The organism is Colwellia sp. MB3u-55 (genome assembly GCF_014076785.1).
Lineage (GTDB): Bacteria > Pseudomonadota > Gammaproteobacteria > Enterobacterales > Alteromonadaceae > Colwellia_A.
In genome coordinates this window covers 108654-133024 of the sequence record NZ_JACGUS010000102.1, presented here as the reverse complement: position 1 = coordinate 133024, position 24371 = coordinate 108654, and the positions used below count along the sequence as shown (strand labels likewise).

The following is a 24371-nucleotide window of genomic DNA, read 5'->3' as shown; positions in this document are numbered from 1 at the left end:
GCTTTCCCGTGTGCGCGCTTTAACCCTACGTGCTCAGTAAATTCACACAAATGCTCTGCGGTGCCAACCGCGCCAGTGAATATACCTTCAAAGTTTGTGGTGAGTTTGAGCCAACTTTCATCACTATTAATGGTTTTTATCCTATCCCCTAAATTTTGCTTCTAAAGGTGTAGACTTATTTGGTGTTAGTTATCCGCAGAACTAAAAGATATATTCTGATATCATCAAAAAAACTGTTTTTTGCTTAATGGGTTTAGTCATATAATCATTCATTCCTGATTTAATCGCTTTTTCAGTATCTTGGATACTGGCATGAGCTGACATACCAATAATTACAGTATCTTTATCAAACATTCTAATTTGTTCTGTGGCTTGTAGTCCGTCTAACTCAGGCATTTGTATATCCATTAACACTAATGAATAAGTGTCGTTTTTCATTTTTTCTATTGCCTGTAATCCATTCTCTGCTATATCAATTGAAATATTTAATGGCTCTAGTATTTTTTTAGCTACAATTTGGTTGATTCTATTGTCTTCAACCAGCAAGATTTTTTTTCCATACAAAGCCGCTTTAAATTTTACTAAATCAAAATCTGCTACTTCTTCTATTTTTTTCTCTAACTTTTCAGTAGAGTGTGCCAAAGGTATGGTGAATGTGAATTCAGTGCCTTTATCTCGTTCACTTTTTAGTGTGATTTCTCCCCCCATCATTTCTACTAATTGCTTACTTATCGCTAATCCTAATCCTGTGCCACCAAACTTTCTAGTGATTGAATTATCGGCTTGAGAGAAAGCTATAAATAAGTTTTGTTGTTGTTCTGGCGTTATACCTATTCCTGTATCTTTAACACTTAATTCAATAATAACGTCTCTTTTGTTTTGTTTTTTTAGACGAGTGTTAATATCAATACTGCCATGTTCCGTAAATTTTATAGCATTACTAACCAAATTAATGATTATTTGTTCTATTTTTAGTGGATCGCCAATTAAGTGGCTAGGAATCGAATCATCTAATAGGAAATTTAATGATATATTTTTTTTATCAATATCCGACTTACAGATTTGTGTTATTTTTTTAAGAATAGCACTAAAGCTAAATGAGATTTTTTCCAACTCAAGTTGCTTGGATCCTATTTTAGAAAAGTCTAATACGTCATTAATTATTTGCAGTAAGTGTTCACCTGAACGTTGTATTTGTTCAAGTGAATCATCTTTTTCAAATAAAACTTTGGTGTTTCTTCCTATCTCAGCAAAACCTAACACTGCATTCATCGGGGTTCTTATTTCATGGCTCATGTTAGAAAGAAAAATAGATTTTGCATTATTTGCTGCATTTGCTTTATCAATAGCATCATTTAGCGCATTATTCTGAGACTTTATCTTTGATAGATTCTTTGAAATTTCTTGGCTCATGGTGTTTATCCCTTGAGCTAAAGTACCTAGTTCATCTGAACGACAATCTTTAATTAAGTCTTTATAATTACCTAATGCAATGTTATTAACTGATTTGTTCATCACGATAAGTCGTTTAAAAATTAGCTTGTTCAAAAAATAAAGTGTAAGTGCAATAACGCTAAAAAGAAGCAGGGCACCAACTAAAAAGAGGGGCAGAATAACAATACTTCCTTCCATTGCCTTCTTTGAAAACAAACTCATTGCATACCATTCTATTTCCTCGATATACACAATAGCGGCTATATAATTAACTTCATTAATTCTAATATCAATCGTTTTTACCAAATGACTATTAGTATTATTTTTTAGTTTTATTAAGCTGCTTTTATCTAAATCATCCCCGATAACTTGATGCCATTTTTTGTTGGACAAAAACTTTGAAAGAGAGGGATGATAACGACTGGTCTTTTCATTCAAACTAGTACGAAATACACCATGATTATCAATAAGTACATCTAAAATATCTTGGTTAGAGGTACTGAGTAATTGATTAGTAATAGTTGAGACTAGTGCGTAGCTTCCAACTGTTCCAATGACTTGATCATTTTCTCTTACTATATAATCAAAAAAAACATAGGTTTTTCCATCAATAGTATTAATATCAGCATCGACATAAAACTCATTATTTTCTTCTAGCTTTTTTGGTAGCCATGAATTTTCTTCTAATTTCAGCGGAACCGTTTTTATGGTATTGCTCTCTTTATTCCAATCAATACTAGTAAGAGGTGCAATTGAAAGGATAAACCAGCCATAGCAACCTATAACTTGACAATCTTTTTTAACAGACTCAATTGCTTTTGTTTTAAATTTTTCATTATCGTTATTTTTCATCCAGTCTTGATACGTGTTATTGAGCAAGGAACGTTTAACTAGATTTAAGTTTTCTATAAAATGACTGAGTGCTTTTTCTTTGTTGATAATGGCATGTTGAAGCACCATTTTTTTACCTAAATCTTGTTCAACTCCAGTAATAAAATCTTTTAAAAAATATGAAAAAAACACTAATACAAGAGTAAAAACCAAAATAATTAAAAAGATTATTCTAAGACGAATCGAGTTGTTTTTTATGGATTTATTAATCATCAATTGGCGCGATTTATTAATATTCTTATCGTAGTTATAAACCAAATATCATTATTAAGCAAAGCAAAGACTATGCTGATAAGGGAATACATTATATGTAACAGTATAGCTAACAGCAGCTGCTGTTAGCGTTTGATCTCCGCCACACTTAATTTAGGAGATAAGCATGAGAATGATCCGTAGCCAAAACATGGCAAACCATCATTGACTATTGTCAGTTATCAACTTTGAGCTTTCATGTGCGGTGCACTGCTAATCCTTCGTCTTCTTAACACTGTAAACATATGAAAAAAGCTATTTATGTTAATATTCGTATTAACGTCAACATAAAACAGGGCTGTTTTGACGAGTAAGTAGATCAGGTTCGTGGCACTTCCTGACATAATTGATTAGAACAACCGCTTTAATCGTAAACACCATCCTAAAATACTAAATATTCGGGGCTTTATAGCCTCTAATAACTGTTGATGGATGTAATAGATGTGAAGATTAACGGTTAAGAGCTGTCAAACAAGTCAATCAAAGTCTAATTACATTGTGATATATAACAGGCGATTATTTGCAATTTATTTTTGCTACATGAACTGCTACTATCTATCGATAAATTCGAATGTGTAATTTGTTGAATCAGGCAGTATATATGAACATGCAGAGCGCTCATATGTGTCGAGGTATTACTGCTTGGTTCGCAGGGAACGATCATGTAATTTATCCCCTAATGACCTTTTATAGTCAGACTCTCTGAGTTTAAAATCTGTTCGTAGTAAATAGGCCATTCGTTGAAGGGAATTTCTTTAAATACCATCTAAAAATCAATAAGAGATAGTTATTTAGATTAGCAGTACACTTTGCTTATGAAAGCAAAAACGGGATTACATTTCTGTAATCCCGTTCTTTAATTTGGTGCCGCTACTGGACTCGAACCATGTTACTTAGTTATTGATTTTTAATGATTTAATTTATTATTTGATGTAGCGGTACTACTTCTGGTACTTCTAAACCTTCAAGTCATCATTTTCTTTGATGAATTTTAGGTGTTCTGTAATGTTTACAAAAGTATTCGCCTAACTTAAAAGATTTCAAACATTTCTTCACTTATGCTCCCTGTATTAAACGCTTCTGTGATGTTGTGTATTGCCGCTACTAGCAAGTATAAGGCTTAATTATAATGGGTTTAATCGTGATGCAATTGAATAAGCATTATCACATTGAGGCCAAAACCTAGTCAGAAGTATTTTTATCTATACCGAATATTTAGATCAAAGGCTTGAACTTTTTACTTGGAGGACATTATTTATTAAAGTGCATTCAACGATTTTAAAAAAGTCACATTCATAAAATAAAAGTACTTAGTCGGTTGAAACTTTATTGATCAAGTCGTTTTTCAATGAATACTCCGGCTAAAAGAATAAAATTAAAAATTATTTTCAAAATGAAAACATACCGTTTAAAGGTGCAGTATAAATTTTGAAACACTTTGATTTTTCATGCAATATAAATCAAAACTACAAACGAACAACTAAGCTCTAACCCTCGCCATAAAAGATCGTGCGGCTTTTAATCTTTTTTTTTAGGTTTTTTCTTTGTTCGATTATTCGCTTTATCACTAACAAGGAAACATACCGTTTAAAGGTGCAACTACTTTATTTCTTCTAACGTTATGAAAAATATAATATTGCTTATTGATTGTTTAGGCATTAGATTAATTAGGCACTAAGGAGTAAGAGGTATTATACCGGTTCTTAGCGTTAATAATGAATGTGACCCCAGACGGCAATCTGAGGTCACAAAGGACAATAACGTCCACTAACAAAACAGGAGTCTCACCACAAATGAGCGCACCCACATCAAATGTAGCCGATCTCGGCCATCAGATCAACGAATTCAACTTTCTAAACCTCCTCTCAGCAGGTAACAAACTAAAACTTATAAGAAAAGTAGAAGTTTTAGCTTTAACTTGTATGTCGAAAAGCACCTTGCACTTAAAACTCAAAGACGGCCTTTACGCACCATCAATCTCGATCGGTGATAGGGCTGTTGCGTTCATTGAACATGAGATTTTAGCCGTGATTGCTGCGCAAATTCAAGGGAGAAGCAAAGAAGAAATACGCTTGCTTGTAAAAGAACTTGTAGCTCAACGCCAGTGTTTAACGTTGGGAGAGCAGTTATGAGTAATATAGCTACTATTTCTGCTCCTGCTGTAAGTTCTGGTAAATGGCTATTTACTGATCTTATTGCTAAAAATCGCTTATCAATTATTATCGGCGTTAATCATACATATAACGCCGAAGTTGCAAATATGATTTCTCGTCGCTTAGTAACAGGGGAGCCAATGTTTGATAAAAAAGTTTGTACGAGAGGATCAGCTCTTTATGCCGGTAAACTTGGCAAAAATAGAGCATTAACGAATAGTTATGAAATTCATGGTAAACCTCATTCGAAAGAATTGCTTGTGATGAGTACTACTATTGATTTACTAAATCAACAGAAAATTATAGATGTAGTAGGCAAACTAAACGAGCGCGGTGGGCTTATCGAAAAAGGTCTGTCACTTATCGTTTTTGAATTATCTACTTATAAATCTCTAGATCCCGTCGACGCAGTTAATGTATCTAAAACAGTAAGTAATTTAAATTATATACTTGAAAATACAGGCGTTTCAATTCTTCTTGTACAGAGTGAAGGTAGTGCTAGAAGGCCGGGTATTCGTGTATTAATCGGGATGGCTAACGTAGCTATCAAAATTCGGAGTGTTAATTATTGGAAAGATCGAAGCATTGCTGATTTACTATTTACCAAAGTCAATGACAGGCTTTTGAAAAGCCCAAGGTATCTAGGGCGCCTGAATTTTAGCAATGTAGGTGAGCAATAATGAATTCAACGACTTCTCCGCTTATTGAAAAAGACACTTCACCATCGGCAATGAATAAACAAGACAAGGATAGGGTTCTGTACCTAGTTAAGCTTCATATGGTTGCTATAGATGATAGTGATAACGCGTTATTTTGTTTTAAAGCCATTAAAAATAAATGTGTTAATCAATTCGACACACACAATCCAAGTTGGGCTGATAAGCTTTTATTGAATATTGAGAATGGGTTTGAAGTATTTCTCACGGTTAATTTGACTGATGGTACAGGCACTAAAACTGTAAATGTAACGGGGGTACGGGCGTTGTATTTAGATTTTGATGATACATCACAAGATAACCTTGCCATCATTGAAACTATGCCTTTAGCTCCGAATTTAGTTGTGAATAGTAGTAAAGGAAAGTTTCATTGTTACTGGCGGGTGGATGATTGCCCTTTAGATCAATTTACTAAGCTCCAAAAAGCATTGGCAGCAAAATACAATGGAGACCCTAGTGTCTCTGACTTACCACGCATAATGCGGTTAGCGGGTTCTTACAACCTTAAAAGCGAACCTCATCAAGTTACCGTTATTTCGCATCAAGACGATGTTTATACTACGGATGAAATTATAACAGAATTTAGTTTTGGCAGTTTTGGCAGTGAAGAACTTGGCGTTATAGATAAAAAAAATAACGAAGTAATAAGTGTAGGCCGCAAAGAGGGGATAGTTGGACACACGAAAAATATCGCCATTGGCATTAATCTACATGATTCACTTTTATCTTTAGCAGGGTATTTGGCAAACGATAATATGTGCGCTGATTCAATCGTTACATATTTACAATCACTTATGAATATATCAAGCGCTACTAAAGATAATAGATACTTTGAGCGTTACAATGATATTTATCGTATTGTTAATTATGTTATCAATGGCAAACAAGTAAATGCCGCTAATACTTACTGGCCAGCACCAAAACCTCTTGTAAATGAATTAAAACCGGTAAAACAACTTAATATTGATTTACTACCTAAGGCAATGCAAAGCTTAGTTGTTGACTCTGCAGAAAGAATGCAATGTCCGCCAGATTTTTTAGCTGCCGGATTACTTATAGTCGCCTCTAGTATTATTGCGCGTAACGTTGTTGTTCAGCCAAAGCATTCTGATACAGGGTGGGTAGAAGTACCTAATTTATGGGGAGTAATTATTGGTAAACCATCATTATTGAAAACGCCAACTTTGTCGATAGCTATGGCAGCACTTGATAAGCTTGAAGTTATCTCGCGTGAATTACACAAGGAAGAATTGAAAGAGTTTCAAGTTGATTGTGAGTTAATGGAAATACATGCTGTTATTAACAAGAAAGAAGCTAAAGATGCTATCACTAAAGATAAAAACCACAGTAAAGCTAAAGCAATTCTTATGGCCGATCAAATCGATGATGATGAACCTCCTTCACAAACTAGATATATTATTAATGACGGTACTTTTGAAAAAATAGCAGACCTGCAATGTAGTAATACTAAGGGGTTACTGGTATTCCGTGATGAATTGAGTGGTTGGTTAAAAGGTTTAAATAAGCCAGACAAAACGAATGATCGTTCTTTTTATCTTGAGAGCTGGAATGGCAATAAATCGTATACTGTTGATCGTATTGGTCGTGGTACTACTTTCATACCTACAAATAGGTTATCTATCTTAGGTGGAATTCAGCCAGATGTATTTAGCAATTTGATACTCGAAACAGTATCAGGCAGTCAAGGTGGTGATGGGTTACTACAGCGTTTTCAAGTTGCTGTTTACCCCGATTTAATTGATAAACCAGCATTTATTGATAAAGCACCAAATAAGCAAGCTTTTGTGCTGTTTCGCGATAAAATAATATCATTAGCTAAGTGGAGTAATGATCAAGAAGAGCAACATGTCTTACAGTTTGATAAAGAAGCCTACCATCTTTATAAAGAGTGGTATTTGCATAATGAAACCTTGATCAGAGCTGATAACCAACAAGTTAGTCTAGAAGCGCATTATGCTAAATATAGAGGCTTAGTACCAAGTATAGCGGCAATATTTCATGTTCTTGAAGTTAATTCAGTTGATGAATCTCCTTTAATAAATAAAGAAGACACATTAGCGGCGATTGAGTATGTTGAGTACCTACGTACACATGCAGAGCGTATATATTCATTACCTGAACAGTACGTTTTAATTGGCGCAAAAGTTATTCTTAAAAACTTTGATAAGCTCAATGATACTTTTCTTGTACGTGATATTTACCGCAAAAAGTGGAAAGGCTTAACAACTAAAGATCTTGTTGAACCTTCATTAGCTATTCTTGAGGAATCTGGTTACTGCATGCCACTCGAAACTGATCCTAAAAGCATCGGTCGATCGACAACTTATTATGTCAAACACCCAGATTATCAACTGCCAAAACTGACAGAAGTATCAACTATCCAACAAAATGAAAAATTAAGTGAGGTAAACCATGAGCGAACTAACCACTAAACAAGATCGTTTCGTTGAAGAATATGTAAATGATTTTAATGCTAGCAGAGCGGCAATTAGCGCGGGTTATTCTGAAAAGACAGCTCGTTCTATCGCAAGCGAGCTATTAACCAAACCTGACATTCGTAGCGCTATTAAACTGCACTTAGATAAACTGTCAACTGAAACTTTTATTAATCGAGAAATGATATTAACCGGTTTATTGAAAGAGGCGATGGATAGAGGCGAGCGTAGCACTTCAGCCGCGCGTGTTAACGCATGGGACAAACTCGCGAAGGTTTCTGGGCTTTATCTTGATGTTCAGGTGACAACGACTGTTGATGATATTATACGTGATATAACGGCTAGTAACGCGGCTAACCGTAACGGGCTGTTACCGAAGGATAATTGCCGGATGCCTCCTTTGAAGATTGATGCGCAAGGCGAGTATTATTAACAGCTAAAACATAAGTGAAAATTGACCCCCACCCGATCCCATAGGAGATTTCGGGGCGGGGGCAATTATATAGATACATCGACTACGGAAAAAATATCAAATTTTTAAGAAGAGAGTGTTTTTGGGGCTAATAGCTTTATGATCACTTTGTGCGCTAAGCGGAAGTTAGCTTCAAAATATTTGCGATATATTTTCTAATGAATTGACTGTGTCATATTACTGAGAAGTCTTAGTAATAATCTAAAAACACTCAGATGATATCCTAATCCATTGATTTTATGTGTAATAACCTCAAATTTTATATTGGATATTACTGCGAAGTCTCAGTAATATCCAAGTTCTGACAAAAATACAAAATTTGTATTTCCTAAAGCTATGAAATTATGGGATATTAATGTCAATTAAATAATATTTATGGGACGGACATTACTGAGAAGTCTCCATAATAAACTGTTAGGCTTACAAAATATTAAAGGAGTATAAATTGAATTCTGAGGTAATGATTAACTTTATTCTAGTACCTGCAATGATTGCTTATCTACTAATTTTATTAGCATTTGCTGATAAAAAACGAAACAAAGCCAAACATCTTGTTTTTCCACTTCGAGATGCAGCTATAGCAACATTATCTCTTGATTTTATTGTTGTTATACCTAACCTCATGGGGACTCTTAATGTAGATTTTGGTATGGGGGGAGTAAGCTTCTCTCTGGTTTCCTTTGTACTTCTAGCATTTCATTTTTCTATCTTAATCCTATCCGAAAAAATTAGCGCAGTAGTGCAACAATCTGAAGCAAAAACTCAAAGCAAAAGATTAATGAATCTTATGGTTGTGACATATATTGGCCTCCTTTGTTTAATGACAAATGCATTCTCAATGCAGTATGTTTTTAATGGACTTGGAGGCGTCTAATGCAATTAAATGACTTTTTAGGTAAAGCAGCTTGGGCTTTTATTCCAGGCTTATTATTTATTATTTGCCCTTGGTTTGCAGCTCTAATGACTGCGGGGATTACTGAAGTATCATATGATGTAAATAAACAAAGTATTAATGGATTAACTTCTGTTTTTATCAATTTGACAAACACAGATAATACAGCAGCAGTTGACACTCTGGAGTTAAAAGTTCCTCAAAAAAATAGGCTTTACTCGTCACTTTCGAAAGAAAAAAGCAATGTTAAAATTGATGATTGGAAGGGCGAATTAGCCATAAATGAAAGTTTAGAGCTTTTAATAATTATGGATGCAGATGTAAGTGTTGACCATAAATTTGTAAATGCTCTTTTTAAAGGTAAATACCAAGATAGAGATGAGCTAACAGGTAAACAGAAGTGGGTTGATGTTAAATTAGCTGAAAAGGGCATGATAGCTTTAAATAAAAGTTCCCTATTTTTTGTTTGGTATTTGGTACCTCTTCTACTTTCGTTGTTGATTGCCATTATTATTATTAAAGTAATGAATAGAGGCGATGGTGAAGAGTAAGCCTAACAAGGGTTTTCAAGTCGGACAAATTACAGTTGGCTTTTTGTTCGTGCCTCACTTATTTTAGCCAACTGCAATTTGCCGCTTAAAACGGCGTTATACGTTTCGAGGTAGAGTGTGCATCCCGATTTTGAGTTTCAAATATATCCAAAGCATATATTGAAAGGTAAATATATTACTGATGACAATGCGGATATAATTTGTAAAACAGGGTTACCTGGTTTTGTTTCTCCTCATTTATATTTTGGTGAATTTGAAGATGAACAATTTCTACCATTGTTAACAAATTGGTCTTGGGCAAGTGATTGGGAAGGTAATATAAAACTTGCTATAGAAAATTTTCCAGATTGTACTGTTATAGGTTCAGGACAAAACTCTGATCCTATAGTGCTAAAACCCAATGACAGTAGTATTTATCAAGTAAGTTCTGATGGTGCTACATTAATATTTATTAATACTAATTTAGCTCAATTACTTTTAACGCTGAATGCGTTTTTAGATATGGTAGATAAAGCTTTATCTAAAGATGAAGATGCACTTATAGAGCAAAGAGTTAATCCTTTATTCGTTTCTTTATTTAAAACAAAACTATCAAAAATTGATCCTTTAGCTTTAGGTGATAATTCGCTTTGGGGTAAACTTGCTGACAATTGTAGTCTGCATCAAATAAACGTATAACAAGCTATTCAAGACGGACGCTAAACAGTTGGCTAGCTTCGTTCCTCGCAATTTTAGCCAACAATTTCGCGCCGCTTAGTAAGGCGTTATGTACCTAAAGGAGTAGGCAGTTGCAATGTCCTAGTTGTAAACAAACAGCCATTTCATTTTCTAACTGGTGTAATGGAATCAATGCATTTTTGACTAAATGTCAAAATTGCAATGTGCGGCTATACGGAAATTATTTCGTATACTTAGGGTTCTTCGCAACATTACTATATGTCTTCGCTTTAATTCCTTTACTTATTTATTTCGCATCTAATTTAGGTTTTGAATTGGCAATTAGCTTTAAAGTTGTTAGTTTTGTACTCCTTGTGGCATTGGCATATCCTTGCGCTCTGTATACTTATAAACACGGAAAGTATGGAGTAAAAGGTACATAACAAGAACTTCAAACGGAACAAAAACAGTTGGTTAGGTTCCGCTTCGCTCCACATTTTAACCAACTATTTTTGTCCGCTTAAGTGGGCGTTAGGCTTTTCAAAAGTATGAGTGATGAAAATCTAGTTAAGTTACATATCGACCTACCAAACCATTGGGCTATTGGTGGAGAATCTATGTGGGCGACACCACTTGAGAATGATCTTTTTCGAATAGAGAACGTTCCTTTTTTTGCATATGGTTTAAATTTTCTAGATATTGTAAATGCTACAAGTGATACAGAAGATTTAATCCCTGAAATACGGTTTGTCGAAACTCCAAGTGGGCATAGAACCTATCGAATCATGTTTGATAAAGAGCTTGCACGTGAGAAACAAGTTGAATTGTTAGAGTCGTTAGAAGTTCATGGTGCAACATATGAACGCGCTAATGGAAAGGATGTGGCAATTGATATTAAACCTGAGGGTGATCACTTAGCTGTTTATGAACAACTTGATGAATATGAAGCGAATGGATATCTATCATTTGAAACTTGTGAAGCAAGAACTGAAGGTAGCTTTGATGACCTGCCTGAGTAAAAAACCCTAACAAGAAATTAAACAAGGACAAAAAACAGTTGGTTTTTGCTCCTGCGTCGCTTATTTTAACCAACTATTTTTTGCCTGTTAATTAGGCGTTATGTTTACAAGGAAGTTGAGTGCCAATTTATATTAAGTACGAAGAATCAAATGAGAAGATCGCCCATCTAGCAAAAAATCATTGGGAACTTCCAATTCAGATTAAAGAACTTGAAAGCTGGTTACTTGAAAACCCTCTAAACTTGTCACCTGCCAAATATATTGCAGATGTTGGTTTTAGCATTCGTGAAAATGCTTGTGGCGGTGGGGCTATTTTATCACCGGAAGCTATGGCAATAATGGGTGAACTTGGTATCAAGTTGTATTTATCCGAGTACGGTGAGTAATGTAAACATAACAAGCAATTCAACAAGGACAAAAAACAGTTGGCTTTTTGTTCACTACGTTCACTTATTTTAGCCAACAATTTTTTGCCTGTTAATTGGGCGTTAGAGGCACTCATGGTTGAGTATAAATATAAAACATTCTGGCCTAGATTTTGGGCTGGATTTATCGATGGATTAATTTTCATACCAATGGCTTTCTTTAGCGATTGGTTATTTGGCCTGGAGCTGAATGGTGTCGTTAATTTCATATATTATGCACTTATTCATACCTTAAGTTATTACTTTTATACGGTCTACATGCACGGTAAATTTGGTCAAACTATCGGTAAAATGCTTATGAAAATTAAAGTTTCAAAAGTAAATGGAGAGCCATTTACTTATAAAAGAGCATTATATCGAGATAGTGTCATTATAGGCGCGGCTATTTTAATTCTGTTTATTGAAGCTGGACCTATTTTAAGTGGTATAAATCCATTTTTAGCAACAGAAGGCAGTCAAGCGTTTCAAGTACTTATTTGGGTACAACTTGCTTGGTTTATGATTGAGTTCATGACTATGTTAACTAATAACAAAAGAAGAGCTGTTCACGACTTTATTGCAGGGTCAGTGGTTACGCGCCTCTAACAAGCCACTCAAGCAGGACAAATAACAGTTGGCTTTGTTCGCTTCGCTCTCTATTTTAGCCAACTATCATTTGCCTCTTAGTGGGGCGTTATGCCGCAAGGAAGAATGATGAGAATAACTGGCAACTCTATTCAACAAAGAAAACAATGTTTAGCGAATTTAGTTGCTGAGCATTTATTAGCATTAGGTGAAAATGCTGAAGTGATTGAAAATCAAATGAATTCTGCAGGGCATAGAGACCAAGTAATTATAAAAAGCAGTATTGGGCTTATTCATATTACTGCAACAGAGTCAATTGAGCCTAATGCATCGATACCAATTGCTAATTATAAAGATAATAATCAAAGTTTTTTAGCTGATAAAGATTATATTGCGTTCGGTTGGAATACTAGAGATAAACGAACTATCTTAAGTTTTGTTGAAGCCTATAAATTGGTAGGACTGAAGAGTTTAAGTAAACCTCAAATAGGTAAATTAAAAACTAAAGAATACAGTGGTGTAATTACGGCATAACAAGTCATTAAAGTAGGACTAAAAACAGTTTGCTGTTTCGTTCCTCAACATTTTAGCAAACAATTTTTAGCCTCTTAATGAGGCGTTATAAGCCCTATAGGATCTTCGGTGAACTCTAAACTACTGGATTATAAATTAACTTTTACATTATCAATTTTAATGATGTATCCCGGAGTCGCTTTTCTTTTGGTTTCAAATCAGAGGTTTGAAAAGCTTTTGGTTTTTACGCTTGCTGTACTTATTGGAGGCTTCCTTTTCTATCAAAGTTATAATATCTTTAAAAGCGTTCAAGGGTTCTTGAAAAGGTTTTTTATTTCAACATTTCTTGTTAGTGGTTCTTTATGTATTGTTGCAATCACACCTGAAGCTAAAAATGCATCCGCTGGTGCTTTTTTGTTTTTGTTTATTCCAAGTTTGTTTATATCAATCTATCTTTTGTACAAGTCCAAGCCTGCGTTAAAAGTCAAAGCATTGTACAAACGGGCATATAACAAGCCACTCAAGCAGGACAAATAACAGTTGGTTTTGTTCGCTTCGCTCTCTATTATAACCAACTATTATTTGCCTCTTAGTGGGGCGTTATGTGTATTGATATGAGTCCAGCAAGAATATTTGTCGATTTTAATGAAATGGTTGAAAGTGATTTGGTTTTGCTTTCTAAAACTGACGTGAAAGTTAATTCTGATGGAAACGATATAACTTTATTCTCAGGCATGCCTGTTTATATTTATATGGATGATATTGATATCACAGGTAAAAAAGATAACTTGCTTGCTGATGGCGTTGTAGAGTTGAATAATCCAAGTATAAACGGCGATTGGACTAGGGCAGCAAAGTGGTGTTGTAGGATTAATAATTGCGGTATATTTAACGAATCCGAAAAATACACATAACAAGCCATTCAAGCAGGACAAATAACAGCTGGCTATTTGCTCCTTCGTCGCTTATTTTAGCCAACTATCATTTGCCTCTTAATGGGGCGTTATAGCGCATGATGAAATTATCTAGTCAGTCACAAAGAAATATTGGAGCGGCTTTAGCAAGTCCTGTTATTTTGGTGCCTGTAATTAGCATAATTGGAAATATATATAGCTATGCATCTAATCCAGCAATGTTTAATTTTGAAGAGCTTAAGCTTGTAATTGCATTCTCGGTTCTAACTCTAATGTATGCATATCCGATTACAATAGTGTTTGGTTCTATTTCAGCCGTTGTATTGCAAAAATTTGGGTTGTTTAAATTACAGTATGTTTTACCAATTAGTCTGATACCCACTCTATATTTTCATTTGAGGTGGCATTTAAGTTTAAATTGGTTAGGTATATTTATGTTTTGCTCCTTAGTTGTGGCTTTAACTTATTGGTTAATATATAGATGGTTAAAGTAGCGCTATAACAAGCCGTTCAAGAGGGAAAATTTACAGTTGGCTGTTTTCACTCCGTTCAACATTTTAGCCAACAATAAATTTCCCCTTAACGGGGCGTTATGTAGCAAGGAAGCATTTTGAACTGGTCGCGTATAATCAAATTTTCAGCTTTCCATTTTGTGGCACTCACTTTATTGAGTACGTTAACCACTTTGTTAATTGGAGCAGATAATTTAGATAAGCAAGAAGGAATTGACTTGTTACTTTATTTCAAATTACCTTCATTTTTTGTTGGTTCAATTATTCTTACTCTATTTGCTAAAGCACAAGAATCTAATGTTTTATTACACCTTTCACTAACAGAAGTCATAAGCTCTGTTGTGGCTACATTTATCGTTTCTTTACTCATGCAAACTGTATATATTTCTCCAACATGGTTTATTGATTTACCTCTTACTGTAATATCTATTTTAGTGGCAATATTCATCGCTGGTAAATTTCGTGGTATAACTAGAAATGCTACATAACAAGCTATTCAAGACGGACGCTAAACAGTTGGCTAGCTTCGTTCCTCGCAATTTTAGCCAACAATTTCGCGCCGCTTAATAGGGCGTTAACTGGCACGGAGTGTTCATGGCATCATGGTCAAATAAAGAGTTATTGAGCTTATGCAAATCGAAGATTTCTTGTGAGGAAAAGCTTCTTAATATTGAACAGTGCATTTTTGCAATTCCAGAAAGACTTAAATTAATTAGTATTGCAATCACACAAGTTGATTCAAGTGTTAGAAATGTTATCGAAAGTATGGGGCTGGATGAGCATATTCTAATTGATCAAGTATTCGGTGTTGCTGAAGATAATGTAGATGCTGAGATATCTCATGCTAGGTTTAAAGGTCTTATTAATTTAGATTTTATAATTCAAAGCCTACATTGTTGCTCTGAAATGCTTGCTCATTTAATAAATTTAATTTTAATTGGCGATAAGAAAAATCACTATCTCTATACAATCTCAGAAAAGTTAGCTAAAAGTGGTGACTTTCCAGATTTGGCAAAAACGATCAATGAATTAATAGAAAGCGAAAGCTTTAAATATATCGCCGCATATACAAATGAAAGTAAGCATCGGCAATTAATTCAAGTTAGGCACACTGCTGATATCAAGGATTATCTCGTGGTTACTGGGTTTATGCGTAAAGGCAATGTATTTCCCAAAAAATGGAATTCTGACATTACTAACAATATTGTAAAAAACATAAGACCCCAAATTGTGCGGGTTGGTAATGAAATTAATAGATGTGTAAGCCAGTTAACAAGCACTTCAAACGGAACAAAAACAGTTGGTTAGGTTCGGCTTTCGCTACACATTTTAACCAACAATTCTTGTCGGCTTAAGTGGGCGTTATCGATACAAAAACTAATCTGAATTCAATTCTAGCCAGTAAGTGCTAATGTCCGCTGTGTGGCAAAACAAGACCATTACCCCTCCGATCCATATAACAGTAGATCATGGGGGGCGAATATATAGATACGTACATGTCTGTATACGACAGAGTCGTTTATCAGGGTATGCTTAACACAACGTTAGGCAATGATTTCGGTTATTACCTCTATAGCACCATGATAATCTTTATAATCAAGCGGAATAACATATACTTGATCCTGATGTTGTAACACCATTGACGGAAAACCGTTTATAGGTAAGCTACGAGCAAACTGCAACTCTTGCATAAAAATTTTTTCTAACTTTTCTGACCTGAAATCTGCTGAAAATTTATCAGAATCAAGCCCCAACTCAGCCGCTAACAGAAGATGTGTTTTAGTATCTGAAGGGTTTTTGGCCTTTAAATAATAAGCCTCTTGTATAGCCGCTATCATTTTCTCTTCTGCATTCTGCCATCGCGCAGCAATGACAGATCGACAAGCGGGATAAGTTGATCGACGTGGTATATTTTTCTGCCAAAAATCGTGATTAAATTGAGTACCAAGCATTCCTTCAATTTTTTTCCAGTAACCGCCTATCGCTTTCTGTTGGGCTAAAGGCATAACTTTGTCACTGTTTGGCGCAAGACCGCCTACCACATTCTTTACCGAAACTGATTCTGGTAAAGCTGCTTGTAAGTGTTCCCATTGAGGGCGATATCCCCAGCACCAACTACACATTGGGTCATGTACATAAAATAAAGTAGAGTCAGACACTAGTTACTCCTAGGCAATCTTGGGTTAATACAAACGTTCTAAATTAAGAACGCTAACTAACATTTCGTGAAGTGATTTAATGCACCAGTATAAGTACTTTTTTGTTGTCGTCTATTTAAATGCTAATGACTATATTGTGGCATAAGTGATATAGGTATTAATAATTACTTAATGAAACAAATTACTTAGGCCGTTTTAAAATGTGCTGGCGAACCTGAGAAATGTCTTCGGGAAACTAACGCACCCAATACCAACACAAGAAATGCGCAATATTTATAATAACCCTGCTATACTGTATGAATTTACAGTGGTTATTGTTATGAAAGTTATTCCTTTGAACATTGAAGCAGGTATCTCTGGCTTTGAATCACCTGCTGCCGAGTATAAAGAGCTTGGCTTATCATTAGATCAACTATTGATCATACATCCTGATGCTACATTTATCGGGCTAGCAAAGGGTAATTCGATGGAAGGTGTTGGCATTTTCGATGGAGATTTGTTGCTTGTAGACAGAGCTGAAAAATTACAACAAGGCGATGTTATTGTTGCAAACTATAATGGCTGCTTTACTTGCAAGTTGATTGATAAGGATAAAGCACAACTTCTCTCAGCTTCGCCCTTGCATAAGCCCGTAACTATATCAGCCGATGATGAATTTCAAGTTGAGGGCATCGTTACGCGATCAATACGCATACACCGCAAAACAAGAGAGTTATCGAATGTATGCTTTAGTTGATGAAGCTTATTACTATATGTCAGCAGAGAAGGTGTTTGACCCCTTAATCCGAAGAAAGCCAGTTGTAGTGCTAATTAATAATTACGACTTCACTTGTGCTGACCAGTATATTTTATCCAATAGATGAGTCGTTTCTTCAGGTTACAAAATTGCGGCAACTTGATCGATGACTGGCATGAGTATCCACATGACCTTAGTAAAAAAGTTCGGTGGGAAGAACGTTTGCCGGAGTGTGTTGCTTTAGGTAAACTCTTACACTTGATTACACGTCTCAAAAACTCTCCGGCCATTAGGTTGTTGCCGTTGAAGGAACAAGCAACAAACGGCATACGAAACGAGACTTTTATCGCCAAGTTACACGAGTTAGTGGCGAGATATTCCTAAGATATAATGCTAAAAAGGATTGTTTTTGTGGAAATATTTGCCTTGCATTTTGTATTTCTGCATTATTAAACAGCTTTTAAATGTTTGATGTTATCTTCAGTACTGATTTTGCCATTTACAGCAGTTTCAATGTGTTGTGACCAGTAGCACATTAACACACGTCTACGCTCAAGGTATTCAGCGCGATTGTAAGCTCGTCTAACTATGTTCTTATCTAAATGTGCCAATGCTGATTCAATGACGTCAGGGTCATGCCCCAGCTCATTTAACGTGGTACTCGCGAGTGCTCGTAACCCATGAGCTACCAGTTTGTTTTTATATCCGATGCGGCCTAGGGCTTTGTTTGCTGATTCAGTATTACAATGCTTATTATGATCGGTATATGAAGGGAATAAATACTTTCGATGACCACTGAGTGGTTTTAATCGCTCTAATATCTCTATGGTTTGTGGTGTAAGAGGCACTTTATGCTCTATTCGCATTTTCATACGCTCACCAGGGATAATCCATAACTTATTGTCTAAGTCTATTTCAGACCATTCAGCTTTTGCACTTTCACTAGGGCGGGTCATGGTATGCAATTGCCACTCAATTAAACATCGAGTTGTTAGCATAATACTAGCGTAACTGATGTCCTTCATTAGTTTACCTAATTCATGCGGGCGAATGGTTGGCATATTGGTGGCTTTAGCTGTTTGAAATGCACTACGGATACCTGATAAGGGGTTGTGGTGTAATATGCCGATATTAACAGCGTGATTCATTACGTTGTTTAAGTGGCCAATTATTTTTCCTGTCGTTTCAAAATTACCCTTAGCTGCCAATGGTTTTAAAGCCTCTATAGCTTCTGGTGCTAATATTTTATCAATGGGTCGGTGGCCTAATTTAGGGAATACATGGTTTTCAAACTTACGCCATAAACTTTTAGCTGTGTTTTCTGCAATGGTAGTTTGTTTTATAGCAAACCAATTGGTAGCTACACTTTCTAAGGTGTGGTTGGCGGCAAGTAATTGCTCACGATGCTTGTCGTCTTTATGTTCTTTGGGGTCGACACCTTTAGCTACTAACTCTCTAGCAGCTTCACGTTTTTTTCTAGCGTCAGCTAATGAAACTTCAGGATATGTACCAAAACCGATAGTGGTGCGTGATTTGGAATGAGGTTTATAGTAATCAAACACCCAAGTCTTAAAGCCGTTGGGTTTCACTCTTAATAATAAACCACCGCCATCACTAAGCTTATATAGTTTGTCTTTTGGTTTAGCTTGTTTTACTTCTGTGTTGGTTAGTGGTTTTGTTAATTTTGCCATTTTGGAGTACTGCAACTTGATAGATTGGTCTGGTACTCCTAAAAGTACTCCTAAAAAGTGCTGATGTCACGGAACGGCATAAAACTATTTAGGACATAAAAAAACCGGAATACCCTGTTAAATTGGGATATTCCGGTCTTTATTGGTTCTTAATGAACCCTAATTTGGTGCTCGCTACTGGACTCGAACCAGTGACACCTTGCATGTCATGCAAGTACTCTAACCAACTGAGCTAAGCGAGCAATTGTTAGTTGCTTCAACCAACGGGCGTCATATTATCGATATGAAATGTTAGTTGCAAGCAGTTTTATGTATTTCAATTTAAATAATTAACTGTTTGCTTATTAATGCGCCATTTCGACTCTTTTTTGAATGATACTGAGTCGCCAAGCTAATAATACAGCTGCGGTTGTTAAGCCAAAAATTATACCAATCCAAAAACCATAAGGACCAATCGGGTCAATTATCCAGTTGGTTAACCCTAAAATCAGCCCTAAACTTAAGCCAATGACCCAATATGAAAAGAAAGTAATGTATAAAATAGACTGTGTATCTTTATAGCCTCGCAATGCTCCCGCAGAAATAACTTGTATTGCATCGGAAAACTGAAATAAAGAAGCTAAAAACATGAGGCTAGCGGCTAACTCAATCACTTTTCTATCTAGCGTATATATTTCTGCGATGGGGTAGCGTAAAGCAATCGTTAATAGTGCAGTACCAACCGCAATAACAAGTGATAATATCAGTGAATAATTGCATATTTCTTTCGCTTTAGCTAAATCATGATTACCAACGGCATAACCCACTTGTATAGTCACGGCCATAGCTAAACTTAATGGCACCATAAATACTAAGCCTGAAAAGTTAATGGCTATTTGATGGCTTGCAACAACCTCTGCGCCAAAGGGCACCAGAATAATGGCGACTACGGCAAATAAACTCACCTCAAACAGTAATGACATTGCAATAGGAAAACCGATCGTCAGTATTTCTTTTATTTCTAGCCAGTTTGGCCAGTAAAAACGTTCAAATAAAGAGGCATGTTTTAATTTTTTTGATACGTAACAATAAATAAACATCGAGACAAACATAACCCAATAAACGATAGCTGTGGCGATACCACAACCGGCACCACCTAGTGCAGGCATGCCAAACTCACCGTAGATAAAAATATAATTAGCCGGAATATTAATTAACAAACCTATGATACTGATAATCATTGTTGGTTTGGTATGCGATAAACCTTCAGAGTAGTTTCTTAAGACAAGATATAAACAAAAACCTGGCCCCCCCCAAACGATATAGCCTAAGTAATCAAAAAGTAATTGTTTTAAATGGCTTTCTAGTGGGATTTGTTCAATGACTAAGGGGGTGATCGCATAATATAGAACGATCAACAACAGACCTAAGGTTAATGCTATCCATGCGGTTTGATAGGTCGCTTTGGCAACATAATGGAATTTTTTTGCTCCAGCAAGTTGCGATACTATGGCAGCAAGTGCCATGACTAAACCATATATAGTTAGTATTAAGGGTAGCCAAACACTGCTAGCAACCGCTACTGCAGCCATGTCGGTAGCACTCACTCGACCAGCCATCACCGTGTCTGCAAATCCCATTAGGGTTTGTACAAGTTGAGCGATCAAAATAGGATAAGCCAATTTCATTAGGCTTTTGGTGTTTTTTCTAAAGTCAGTAATATTCATTAGGGAAAAGTGCTTATAAAACCATCATTTTAAGAAGAAAAATGATCAAGATGAGAATGATATAGGTTTAAAGCAGTTGTGCAATGTTTCTCTAGTGAATTTAGCCTTTATAAAAAACAATGGTGAAGCGAAAACACGAGTAATAATTACTAAAAAACTTGTTCGTCATCACTGTCTATCGCTAATTGAATTTTTTGGCGGTATTCATCAATATGCATATTTAAGTGAATATCTCGACAACAAGAAGGGCACTCTTCGTAATAATCTTGATCACCAGCCGATGTATCTAAAGATAAATGTAAGTGATGACCGCAATGAGGGCAGCTAATACGTTTTTCTTTTATCGCTTGTAAGCTTGATTCCTGGGACATTTTGCCTCCTAGATTCTTTTGGTTACTGATGATTAAGTATGTTCATATTTGCAAAAATCGCTAACAAAATAAAAATAAAGTTGTCTAAATTATTTAACTTACTGTGTGCAATCAATTTTATTTTAACATTAATGTAATGATAAAATTCGAGATAACAAAGCTCTCGATTGATCAATATAGATACCACCAAATAGATTTGCATGATTTAGGATATGATAAAAATTATAAATGAGTTTTCGTTGTTCATACCCTTCAACAAGGGGGAAGATATCTTGATAACCTTGATAAAAATCATAAGGTAGTTGACCAAATAGTTCGGTCATCGCAATATCGACTTCTCGGTCACCATAATAGCAAGCGGGATCATAAATGACTGATAAAGAGTCTGTGAAACCTAAGTTACCCATCCATAAGTCACCATGAACTAGGCAAGGTTTAACGTCGTGATGATTTAATGCGTCGTGACAAATATCAGTAATATAGTCAATGTTACCCAGAGTTATTGATTTTTCGCTCAGTAATTGTAATTGCCAAGCAACTCGTTGTTCTGCGAAGAAGGTTTTCCAATTACTACGCCAGTTGTTCGGCTGTAAAGTGTCGCCAATATAATTGTCGTGTTGCCAACCAAATTGTCCATGTGACGAACCTTTATGCATCAAGGCGAGTTGTGCACCTAAATTATACCAATGTTTTTCGGTAGCGTGTGAAAATGGAATGTAATCAAGCACAATAAAGCTTTTATCAAGGGTGCTTCCTAATGCTATAACTTCGGGGCAAGTGATTTGTTTAAGAGAACGTATTTGATTTAGGGCGTAAGCTTCTGATTCAAAATGGCTGAAGTGATTCTTATCTTTAATTTTAATAAAGTAATGATGTTGCTTATTGCTGAGTTGGTAAGCTAAATTGCTTTCACTTGTTGAAATAAGGCGCTTTTTTTCAATAGTGAATTGCTCACCGGTTTCAGTTTTGATTGCTTGCTCAATAGATTGCCACATAATGCACCAATTATTCATTGACCCTGATTGTCTGAGTATAGTTAATAATTGAGCAATGTGTTTATTTTGCTGAGCTGATTTTAATTCTCAATAATTAAGTGAGCTATTTTATTGGGTACGCCATCCCATTCTTGTGCATCGCCAGGTGCGGGTTTTACTTCGGTTATTCTCGGCCATACTTTAGCTAACTCAGCATTGAGTTCGATAAATTCTTTTTGATCTTCAGGTACCTCATCTTCATGATATATGGCGCCTGCGGGGCATTCAACCGGACATAAGTCACAATCAATACAGTCTTCAGGACTGATGACTAAAAAATTAGGACCTTCGTAAAATGCATCCACTGGGCATACTGCTACACAGTCGGTGTATTTACATTTTATACAATTGTCGGTAACTACAAATGCCATAACGTACTCTTTTGATGAGATGAAATATTTTCGAGCTGATCATACCTAGCTTAGCAATAATTTCAATTGTTGATTTAACTGAGAGGTATGTTCAGGTAAAATGCCGAAAAATTCCCTTTTCTCTTTTTGGAACCGCTCACTATGTTGCGTTTAACAAATATCCAACTGCCGCTTGATCATGAAGAAGCTGATTTAAAACTGGCTATTCTAGATACATTATCAATTTCTGACGATCAGCTAATTGATTTTACGGTTCATAAGCGCGGATATGACGCACGTAAAAAAGCAAAAATAGTGTTGATTTATACGCTTGATGTAGACACTTGCCTTAATGAAGAATTACTTGAAAAATTTGCTAAAGACAGCCAAGTAAAAGTAAGCCCTGACATGAGCTACAATTTTGTTGCCCAAGCACCAGAAGACTTATCACAACGACCTGTTGTTATTGGCTTTGGTCCATGTGGCTTATTTATCGGATTAGTACTTGCTCAAATGGGATTTAAGCCGATTATTTTAGAGCGCGGTAAAGAAGTACGTCAACGTACTAAAGATACCTTTGGCTTTTGGCGCAAAAAAATACTCAATACTGAATCTAATGTACAATTTGGTGAGGGTGGTGCAGGTACTTTTTCTGATGGTAAACTCTATAGCCAAGTTAAAGACAAGAAACATTATAGCCGTAAAGTGCTGCATGAATTTGTTGATGCAGGCGCGCCTGAAGAAATTTTATTTGTGAGTAAACCGCATATTGGTACCTTTAAGCTCGTTACTATGATTGAGCAAATGCGCGCTAAGATTATTGCGCTTGGTGGTGAAATTCGTTTTGAACAACGCGTTGACGAATTTCATTTTGATGAAGAGCAAGGTACTGATGGACACAAACGTATTAATGGCTTAACGCTGGCCAGTGGCGAACGTATTGATACCAATTATGTTGCTTTAGCCGTAGGTCATAGCGCACGAGATACCTTTGAAATGCTTGTTAAAAATAAAGTCTCGGTCAAAGCTAAACCTTTTTCAGTTGGCTTTCGCATAGAGCATGAGCAATCAGTTATTGATGATGCACGTTTTGGTGACAATGCCGGTAATGAAATATTAGGCGCTGCAGATTATAAATTAGTACACCATTGTAATAATGGTCGAAGTGTTTACAGCTTCTGTATGTGTCCTGGCGGAACTGTAGTTGCAGCGGCATCAGAAGAAGGGCGTTTAGTGACTAATGGTATGAGTCAATACTCGCGTCATGAACGTAATGCGAATAGCGCAATTGTTGTTGGTATTGAACCTAGCGACTTTGCTAATAAAGATGACCCTTCAGATGTATTATCGGGTATTGAATTTCAACGCCGTTTAGAAGAAACCGCCTTTAAACTCGGTGGTGAAAATTATGATGCGCCAGTGCAGTTGGTGGGTGACTTTCTTGCTGGGCGTAAAAGCGGTGAGCATGGCGAAGTTAGCCCTTCATACAAGCCCGGCGTTAAATATTGCGACCTAAGTGAAACCTTACCTGATTACGCCATTGCCGCTATTCGTGAAGCATTACCTGCCTTTGAACGTAAGATAAAAGGTTTTTCAATGAATGATGCGACATTAACGGCTGTTGAGACAAGAACATCATCAACTATTCAAATTACCCGTGATAGAGAGTCACTGCAAAGCATTAATGTTGAAGGTCTTTATCCGGCTGGTGAAGGTGCTGGTTATGCAGGTGGTATATTATCAGCGGGTATTGATGGTATTAAAGTCGCAGAAGCGATGGCACTAGCAATGATGGCTAAAAGATAAGTCTGTCTTTATATTGCAAATAAAGGGGAATTCCCCTATATTTGCGACCTCAAATATTTCCCAAAAGAAATAGTTTATATTATTAAAAATATATTCA

The 24371-nt window shown here is 35.9% G+C and carries 25 protein-coding genes and 1 tRNA gene; 18 read left to right on the top strand and 8 right to left on the bottom strand.

Features of this window, described 5'->3' with window-relative positions; genetic code table 11:
* Positions 1 to 201 precede the first annotated feature (201 nt).
* Positions 202 to 2538: an ATP-binding protein gene (locus H4J66_RS06495; RefSeq protein ID WP_182172071.1), complete on the bottom strand. Its 2337-nt coding sequence runs from the start codon at positions 2536 to 2538 to the stop codon at positions 202 to 204.
* Positions 2539 to 4370: 1832 nt separating this feature from the next.
* Here H4J66_RS06495 and H4J66_RS06490 point away from each other — a divergent pair.
* The 16 genes from H4J66_RS06490 to H4J66_RS06415 all read left to right on the top strand — a co-directional run bounded on the left by H4J66_RS06490 (position 4371) and on the right by H4J66_RS06415 (position 15729).
* The gene (locus H4J66_RS06490) at positions 4371 to 4709 is read left to right on the top strand and encodes an AlpA family transcriptional regulator (RefSeq protein ID WP_182172068.1); all 339 of its coding nucleotides are present in this window, start codon (positions 4371 to 4373) and stop codon (positions 4707 to 4709) included.
* Positions 4706 to 5410, top strand: coding sequence for a hypothetical protein (locus H4J66_RS06485; RefSeq protein WP_182172065.1), 705 nt, complete (start codon positions 4706 to 4708; stop codon positions 5408 to 5410). Before H4J66_RS06490 ends, H4J66_RS06485 begins: the two co-directional genes overlap by 4 nt.
* Positions 5410 to 7899, top strand: coding sequence for a DUF3987 domain-containing protein (locus tag H4J66_RS06480; RefSeq protein WP_182172062.1), 2490 nt, complete (start codon positions 5410 to 5412; stop codon positions 7897 to 7899). Before H4J66_RS06485 ends, H4J66_RS06480 begins: the two co-directional genes overlap by 1 nt.
* A complete protein-coding gene (locus H4J66_RS06475) occupies positions 7880 to 8335 on the top strand; it encodes a terminase small subunit (protein ID WP_182172059.1) in 456 nt (151 codons plus the stop codon). The genes H4J66_RS06480 and H4J66_RS06475 overlap by 20 nt, the downstream gene beginning before the upstream one ends.
* 484 nt (positions 8336 to 8819) lie before the next feature.
* Positions 8820 to 9248 (top strand): hypothetical protein, encoded by a 429-nt coding sequence (locus H4J66_RS06470; protein WP_182172056.1) that lies wholly within the window; start codon positions 8820 to 8822, stop codon positions 9246 to 9248.
* The gene (locus tag H4J66_RS06465; protein WP_182172053.1) at positions 9248 to 9817 is read left to right on the top strand and encodes a hypothetical protein; all 570 of its coding nucleotides are present in this window, start codon (positions 9248 to 9250) and stop codon (positions 9815 to 9817) included. The genes H4J66_RS06470 and H4J66_RS06465 overlap by 1 nt, the downstream gene beginning before the upstream one ends.
* A gap of 117 nt (positions 9818 to 9934) precedes the next feature.
* On the top strand, positions 9935 to 10495 hold the full coding sequence (locus tag H4J66_RS06460) for an SUKH-4 family immunity protein (protein WP_182172050.1): 561 nt from the start codon (positions 9935 to 9937) through the stop codon (positions 10493 to 10495).
* Positions 10496 to 11022: 527 nt separating this feature from the next.
* Entirely contained in the window at positions 11023 to 11493 is a 471-nt protein-coding gene (locus tag H4J66_RS06455; RefSeq protein ID WP_182172047.1) for a DUF4265 domain-containing protein, read from the top strand.
* A 119-nt stretch (positions 11494 to 11612) separates the two neighbouring features.
* Positions 11613 to 11879 (top strand): hypothetical protein, encoded by a 267-nt coding sequence (locus tag H4J66_RS06450; RefSeq protein ID WP_182172042.1) that lies wholly within the window; start codon positions 11613 to 11615, stop codon positions 11877 to 11879.
* A gap of 114 nt (positions 11880 to 11993) precedes the next feature.
* Positions 11994 to 12503: an RDD family protein gene (locus tag H4J66_RS06445; protein WP_182172039.1), complete on the top strand. Its 510-nt coding sequence runs from the start codon at positions 11994 to 11996 to the stop codon at positions 12501 to 12503.
* 90 nt (positions 12504 to 12593) lie between these two features.
* Positions 12594 to 13016, top strand: coding sequence for a hypothetical protein (locus H4J66_RS06440; protein ID WP_182172036.1), 423 nt, complete (start codon positions 12594 to 12596; stop codon positions 13014 to 13016).
* Between the two features lie 108 nt (positions 13017 to 13124).
* Entirely contained in the window at positions 13125 to 13532 is a 408-nt protein-coding gene (locus tag H4J66_RS06435) for a hypothetical protein (RefSeq protein ID WP_182172033.1), read from the top strand.
* A gap of 77 nt (positions 13533 to 13609) precedes the next feature.
* The gene (locus H4J66_RS06430; protein ID WP_182172090.1) at positions 13610 to 13909 is read left to right on the top strand and encodes a hypothetical protein; all 300 of its coding nucleotides are present in this window, start codon (positions 13610 to 13612) and stop codon (positions 13907 to 13909) included.
* 98 nt (positions 13910 to 14007) lie between these two features.
* Complete coding sequence (locus H4J66_RS06425) at positions 14008 to 14403, top strand: hypothetical protein (protein WP_182172030.1); 396 nt, start codon at positions 14008 to 14010, stop codon at positions 14401 to 14403.
* Between the two features lie 116 nt (positions 14404 to 14519).
* Entirely contained in the window at positions 14520 to 14909 is a 390-nt protein-coding gene (locus tag H4J66_RS06420; RefSeq protein WP_182172027.1) for a hypothetical protein, read from the top strand.
* 106 nt (positions 14910 to 15015) lie between these two features.
* Entirely contained in the window at positions 15016 to 15729 is a 714-nt protein-coding gene (locus tag H4J66_RS06415; RefSeq protein ID WP_182172024.1) for a hypothetical protein, read from the top strand.
* Between the two features lie 236 nt (positions 15730 to 15965).
* Here H4J66_RS06415 and H4J66_RS06410 read toward each other — a convergent pair whose 3' ends face one another.
* Entirely contained in the window at positions 15966 to 16580 is a 615-nt protein-coding gene (locus H4J66_RS06410) for a DsbA family protein (RefSeq protein WP_310650628.1), read from the bottom strand.
* A gap of 319 nt (positions 16581 to 16899) precedes the next feature.
* Here H4J66_RS06410 and H4J66_RS06405 point away from each other — a divergent pair, with 319 nt between their 5' ends.
* Positions 16900 to 17316: a LexA family transcriptional regulator gene (locus H4J66_RS06405; RefSeq protein ID WP_182172021.1), complete on the top strand. Its 417-nt coding sequence runs from the start codon at positions 16900 to 16902 to the stop codon at positions 17314 to 17316.
* Between the two features lie 449 nt (positions 17317 to 17765).
* On the opposite strand, the gene H4J66_RS06400 is transcribed toward H4J66_RS06405, so the two are convergent.
* The 6 genes from H4J66_RS06400 to fdxA all read right to left on the bottom strand — a co-directional run bounded on the left by H4J66_RS06400 (position 17766) and on the right by fdxA (position 22489).
* Entirely contained in the window at positions 17766 to 19007 is a 1242-nt protein-coding gene (locus tag H4J66_RS06400) for an integrase domain-containing protein (protein ID WP_182172018.1), read from the bottom strand.
* A 165-nt stretch (positions 19008 to 19172) separates the two neighbouring features.
* Positions 19173 to 19249, bottom strand: a tRNA-Val gene (locus tag H4J66_RS06395).
* A 102-nt stretch (positions 19250 to 19351) separates the two neighbouring features.
* Complete coding sequence (locus H4J66_RS06390) at positions 19352 to 20713, bottom strand: MATE family efflux transporter (protein WP_182172015.1); 1362 nt, start codon at positions 20711 to 20713, stop codon at positions 19352 to 19354.
* A 149-nt stretch (positions 20714 to 20862) separates the two neighbouring features.
* The gene (locus H4J66_RS06385) at positions 20863 to 21084 is read right to left on the bottom strand and encodes a CPXCG motif-containing cysteine-rich protein (RefSeq protein WP_182172011.1); all 222 of its coding nucleotides are present in this window, start codon (positions 21082 to 21084) and stop codon (positions 20863 to 20865) included.
* Between the two features lie 128 nt (positions 21085 to 21212).
* Positions 21213 to 22097, bottom strand: a complete 885-nt coding sequence (locus H4J66_RS06380; RefSeq protein WP_259369067.1) for a fructosamine kinase family protein — start codon at positions 22095 to 22097, stop codon at positions 21213 to 21215.
* Positions 22098 to 22159: 62 nt separating this feature from the next.
* Positions 22160 to 22489: a ferredoxin FdxA gene (fdxA, locus tag H4J66_RS06375; RefSeq protein WP_182172008.1), complete on the bottom strand. Its 330-nt coding sequence runs from the start codon at positions 22487 to 22489 to the stop codon at positions 22160 to 22162.
* A 141-nt stretch (positions 22490 to 22630) separates the two neighbouring features.
* On the opposite strand from fdxA, the gene H4J66_RS06370 reads away from it, so the two are divergent.
* Positions 22631 to 24274: an NAD(P)/FAD-dependent oxidoreductase gene (locus tag H4J66_RS06370; RefSeq protein WP_182172005.1), complete on the top strand. Its 1644-nt coding sequence runs from the start codon at positions 22631 to 22633 to the stop codon at positions 24272 to 24274.
* Positions 24275 to 24371: the final 97 nt, after the last annotated feature.

What these genes read in the sequence shown, in the direction of transcription:
- H4J66_RS06370 (WP_182172005.1), top strand. Translation starts at nt 22,631, where the DNA reads ATGTTGCGTTTAACAAATATCCAACTGCCGCTTGATCATGAAGAAGCT.
- H4J66_RS06490 (WP_182172068.1), top strand. Translation starts at nt 4,371, where the DNA reads ATGAGCGCACCCACATCAAATGTAGCCGATCTCGGCCATCAGATCAAC.
- H4J66_RS06415 (WP_182172024.1), top strand. Translation starts at nt 15,016, where the DNA reads ATGGCATCATGGTCAAATAAAGAGTTATTGAGCTTATGCAAATCGAAG.
- H4J66_RS06380 (WP_259369067.1), bottom strand. Translation starts at nt 22,097, where the DNA reads ATGAATAATTGGTGCATTATGTGGCAATCTATTGAGCAAGCAATCAAA.
- H4J66_RS06455 (WP_182172047.1), top strand. Translation starts at nt 11,023, where the DNA reads ATGAGTGATGAAAATCTAGTTAAGTTACATATCGACCTACCAAACCAT.
- H4J66_RS06445 (WP_182172039.1), top strand. Translation starts at nt 11,994, where the DNA reads ATGGTTGAGTATAAATATAAAACATTCTGGCCTAGATTTTGGGCTGGA.
- H4J66_RS06385 (WP_182172011.1), bottom strand. Translation starts at nt 21,084, where the DNA reads ATGTCCCAGGAATCAAGCTTACAAGCGATAAAAGAAAAACGTATTAGC.
- H4J66_RS06390 (WP_182172015.1), bottom strand. Translation starts at nt 20,713, where the DNA reads ATGAATATTACTGACTTTAGAAAAAACACCAAAAGCCTAATGAAATTG.
- H4J66_RS06495 (WP_182172071.1), bottom strand. Translation starts at nt 2,538, where the DNA reads ATGATTAATAAATCCATAAAAAACAACTCGATTCGTCTTAGAATAATC.
- H4J66_RS06430 (WP_182172090.1), top strand. Translation starts at nt 13,610, where the DNA reads ATGAGTCCAGCAAGAATATTTGTCGATTTTAATGAAATGGTTGAAAGT.
- H4J66_RS06440 (WP_182172036.1), top strand. Translation starts at nt 12,594, where the DNA reads ATGCCGCAAGGAAGAATGATGAGAATAACTGGCAACTCTATTCAACAA.
- H4J66_RS06480 (WP_182172062.1), top strand. Translation starts at nt 5,410, where the DNA reads ATGAATTCAACGACTTCTCCGCTTATTGAAAAAGACACTTCACCATCG.
- H4J66_RS06465 (WP_182172053.1), top strand. Translation starts at nt 9,248, where the DNA reads ATGCAATTAAATGACTTTTTAGGTAAAGCAGCTTGGGCTTTTATTCCA.
- H4J66_RS06405 (WP_182172021.1), top strand. Translation starts at nt 16,900, where the DNA reads ATGAAAGTTATTCCTTTGAACATTGAAGCAGGTATCTCTGGCTTTGAA.
- H4J66_RS06485 (WP_182172065.1), top strand. Translation starts at nt 4,706, where the DNA reads ATGAGTAATATAGCTACTATTTCTGCTCCTGCTGTAAGTTCTGGTAAA.
- fdxA (WP_182172008.1), bottom strand. Translation starts at nt 22,489, where the DNA reads ATGGCATTTGTAGTTACCGACAATTGTATAAAATGTAAATACACCGAC.
- H4J66_RS06400 (WP_182172018.1), bottom strand. Translation starts at nt 19,007, where the DNA reads ATGGCAAAATTAACAAAACCACTAACCAACACAGAAGTAAAACAAGCT.
- H4J66_RS06475 (WP_182172059.1), top strand. Translation starts at nt 7,880, where the DNA reads ATGAGCGAACTAACCACTAAACAAGATCGTTTCGTTGAAGAATATGTA.
- H4J66_RS06425 (WP_182172030.1), top strand. Translation starts at nt 14,008, where the DNA reads ATGATGAAATTATCTAGTCAGTCACAAAGAAATATTGGAGCGGCTTTA.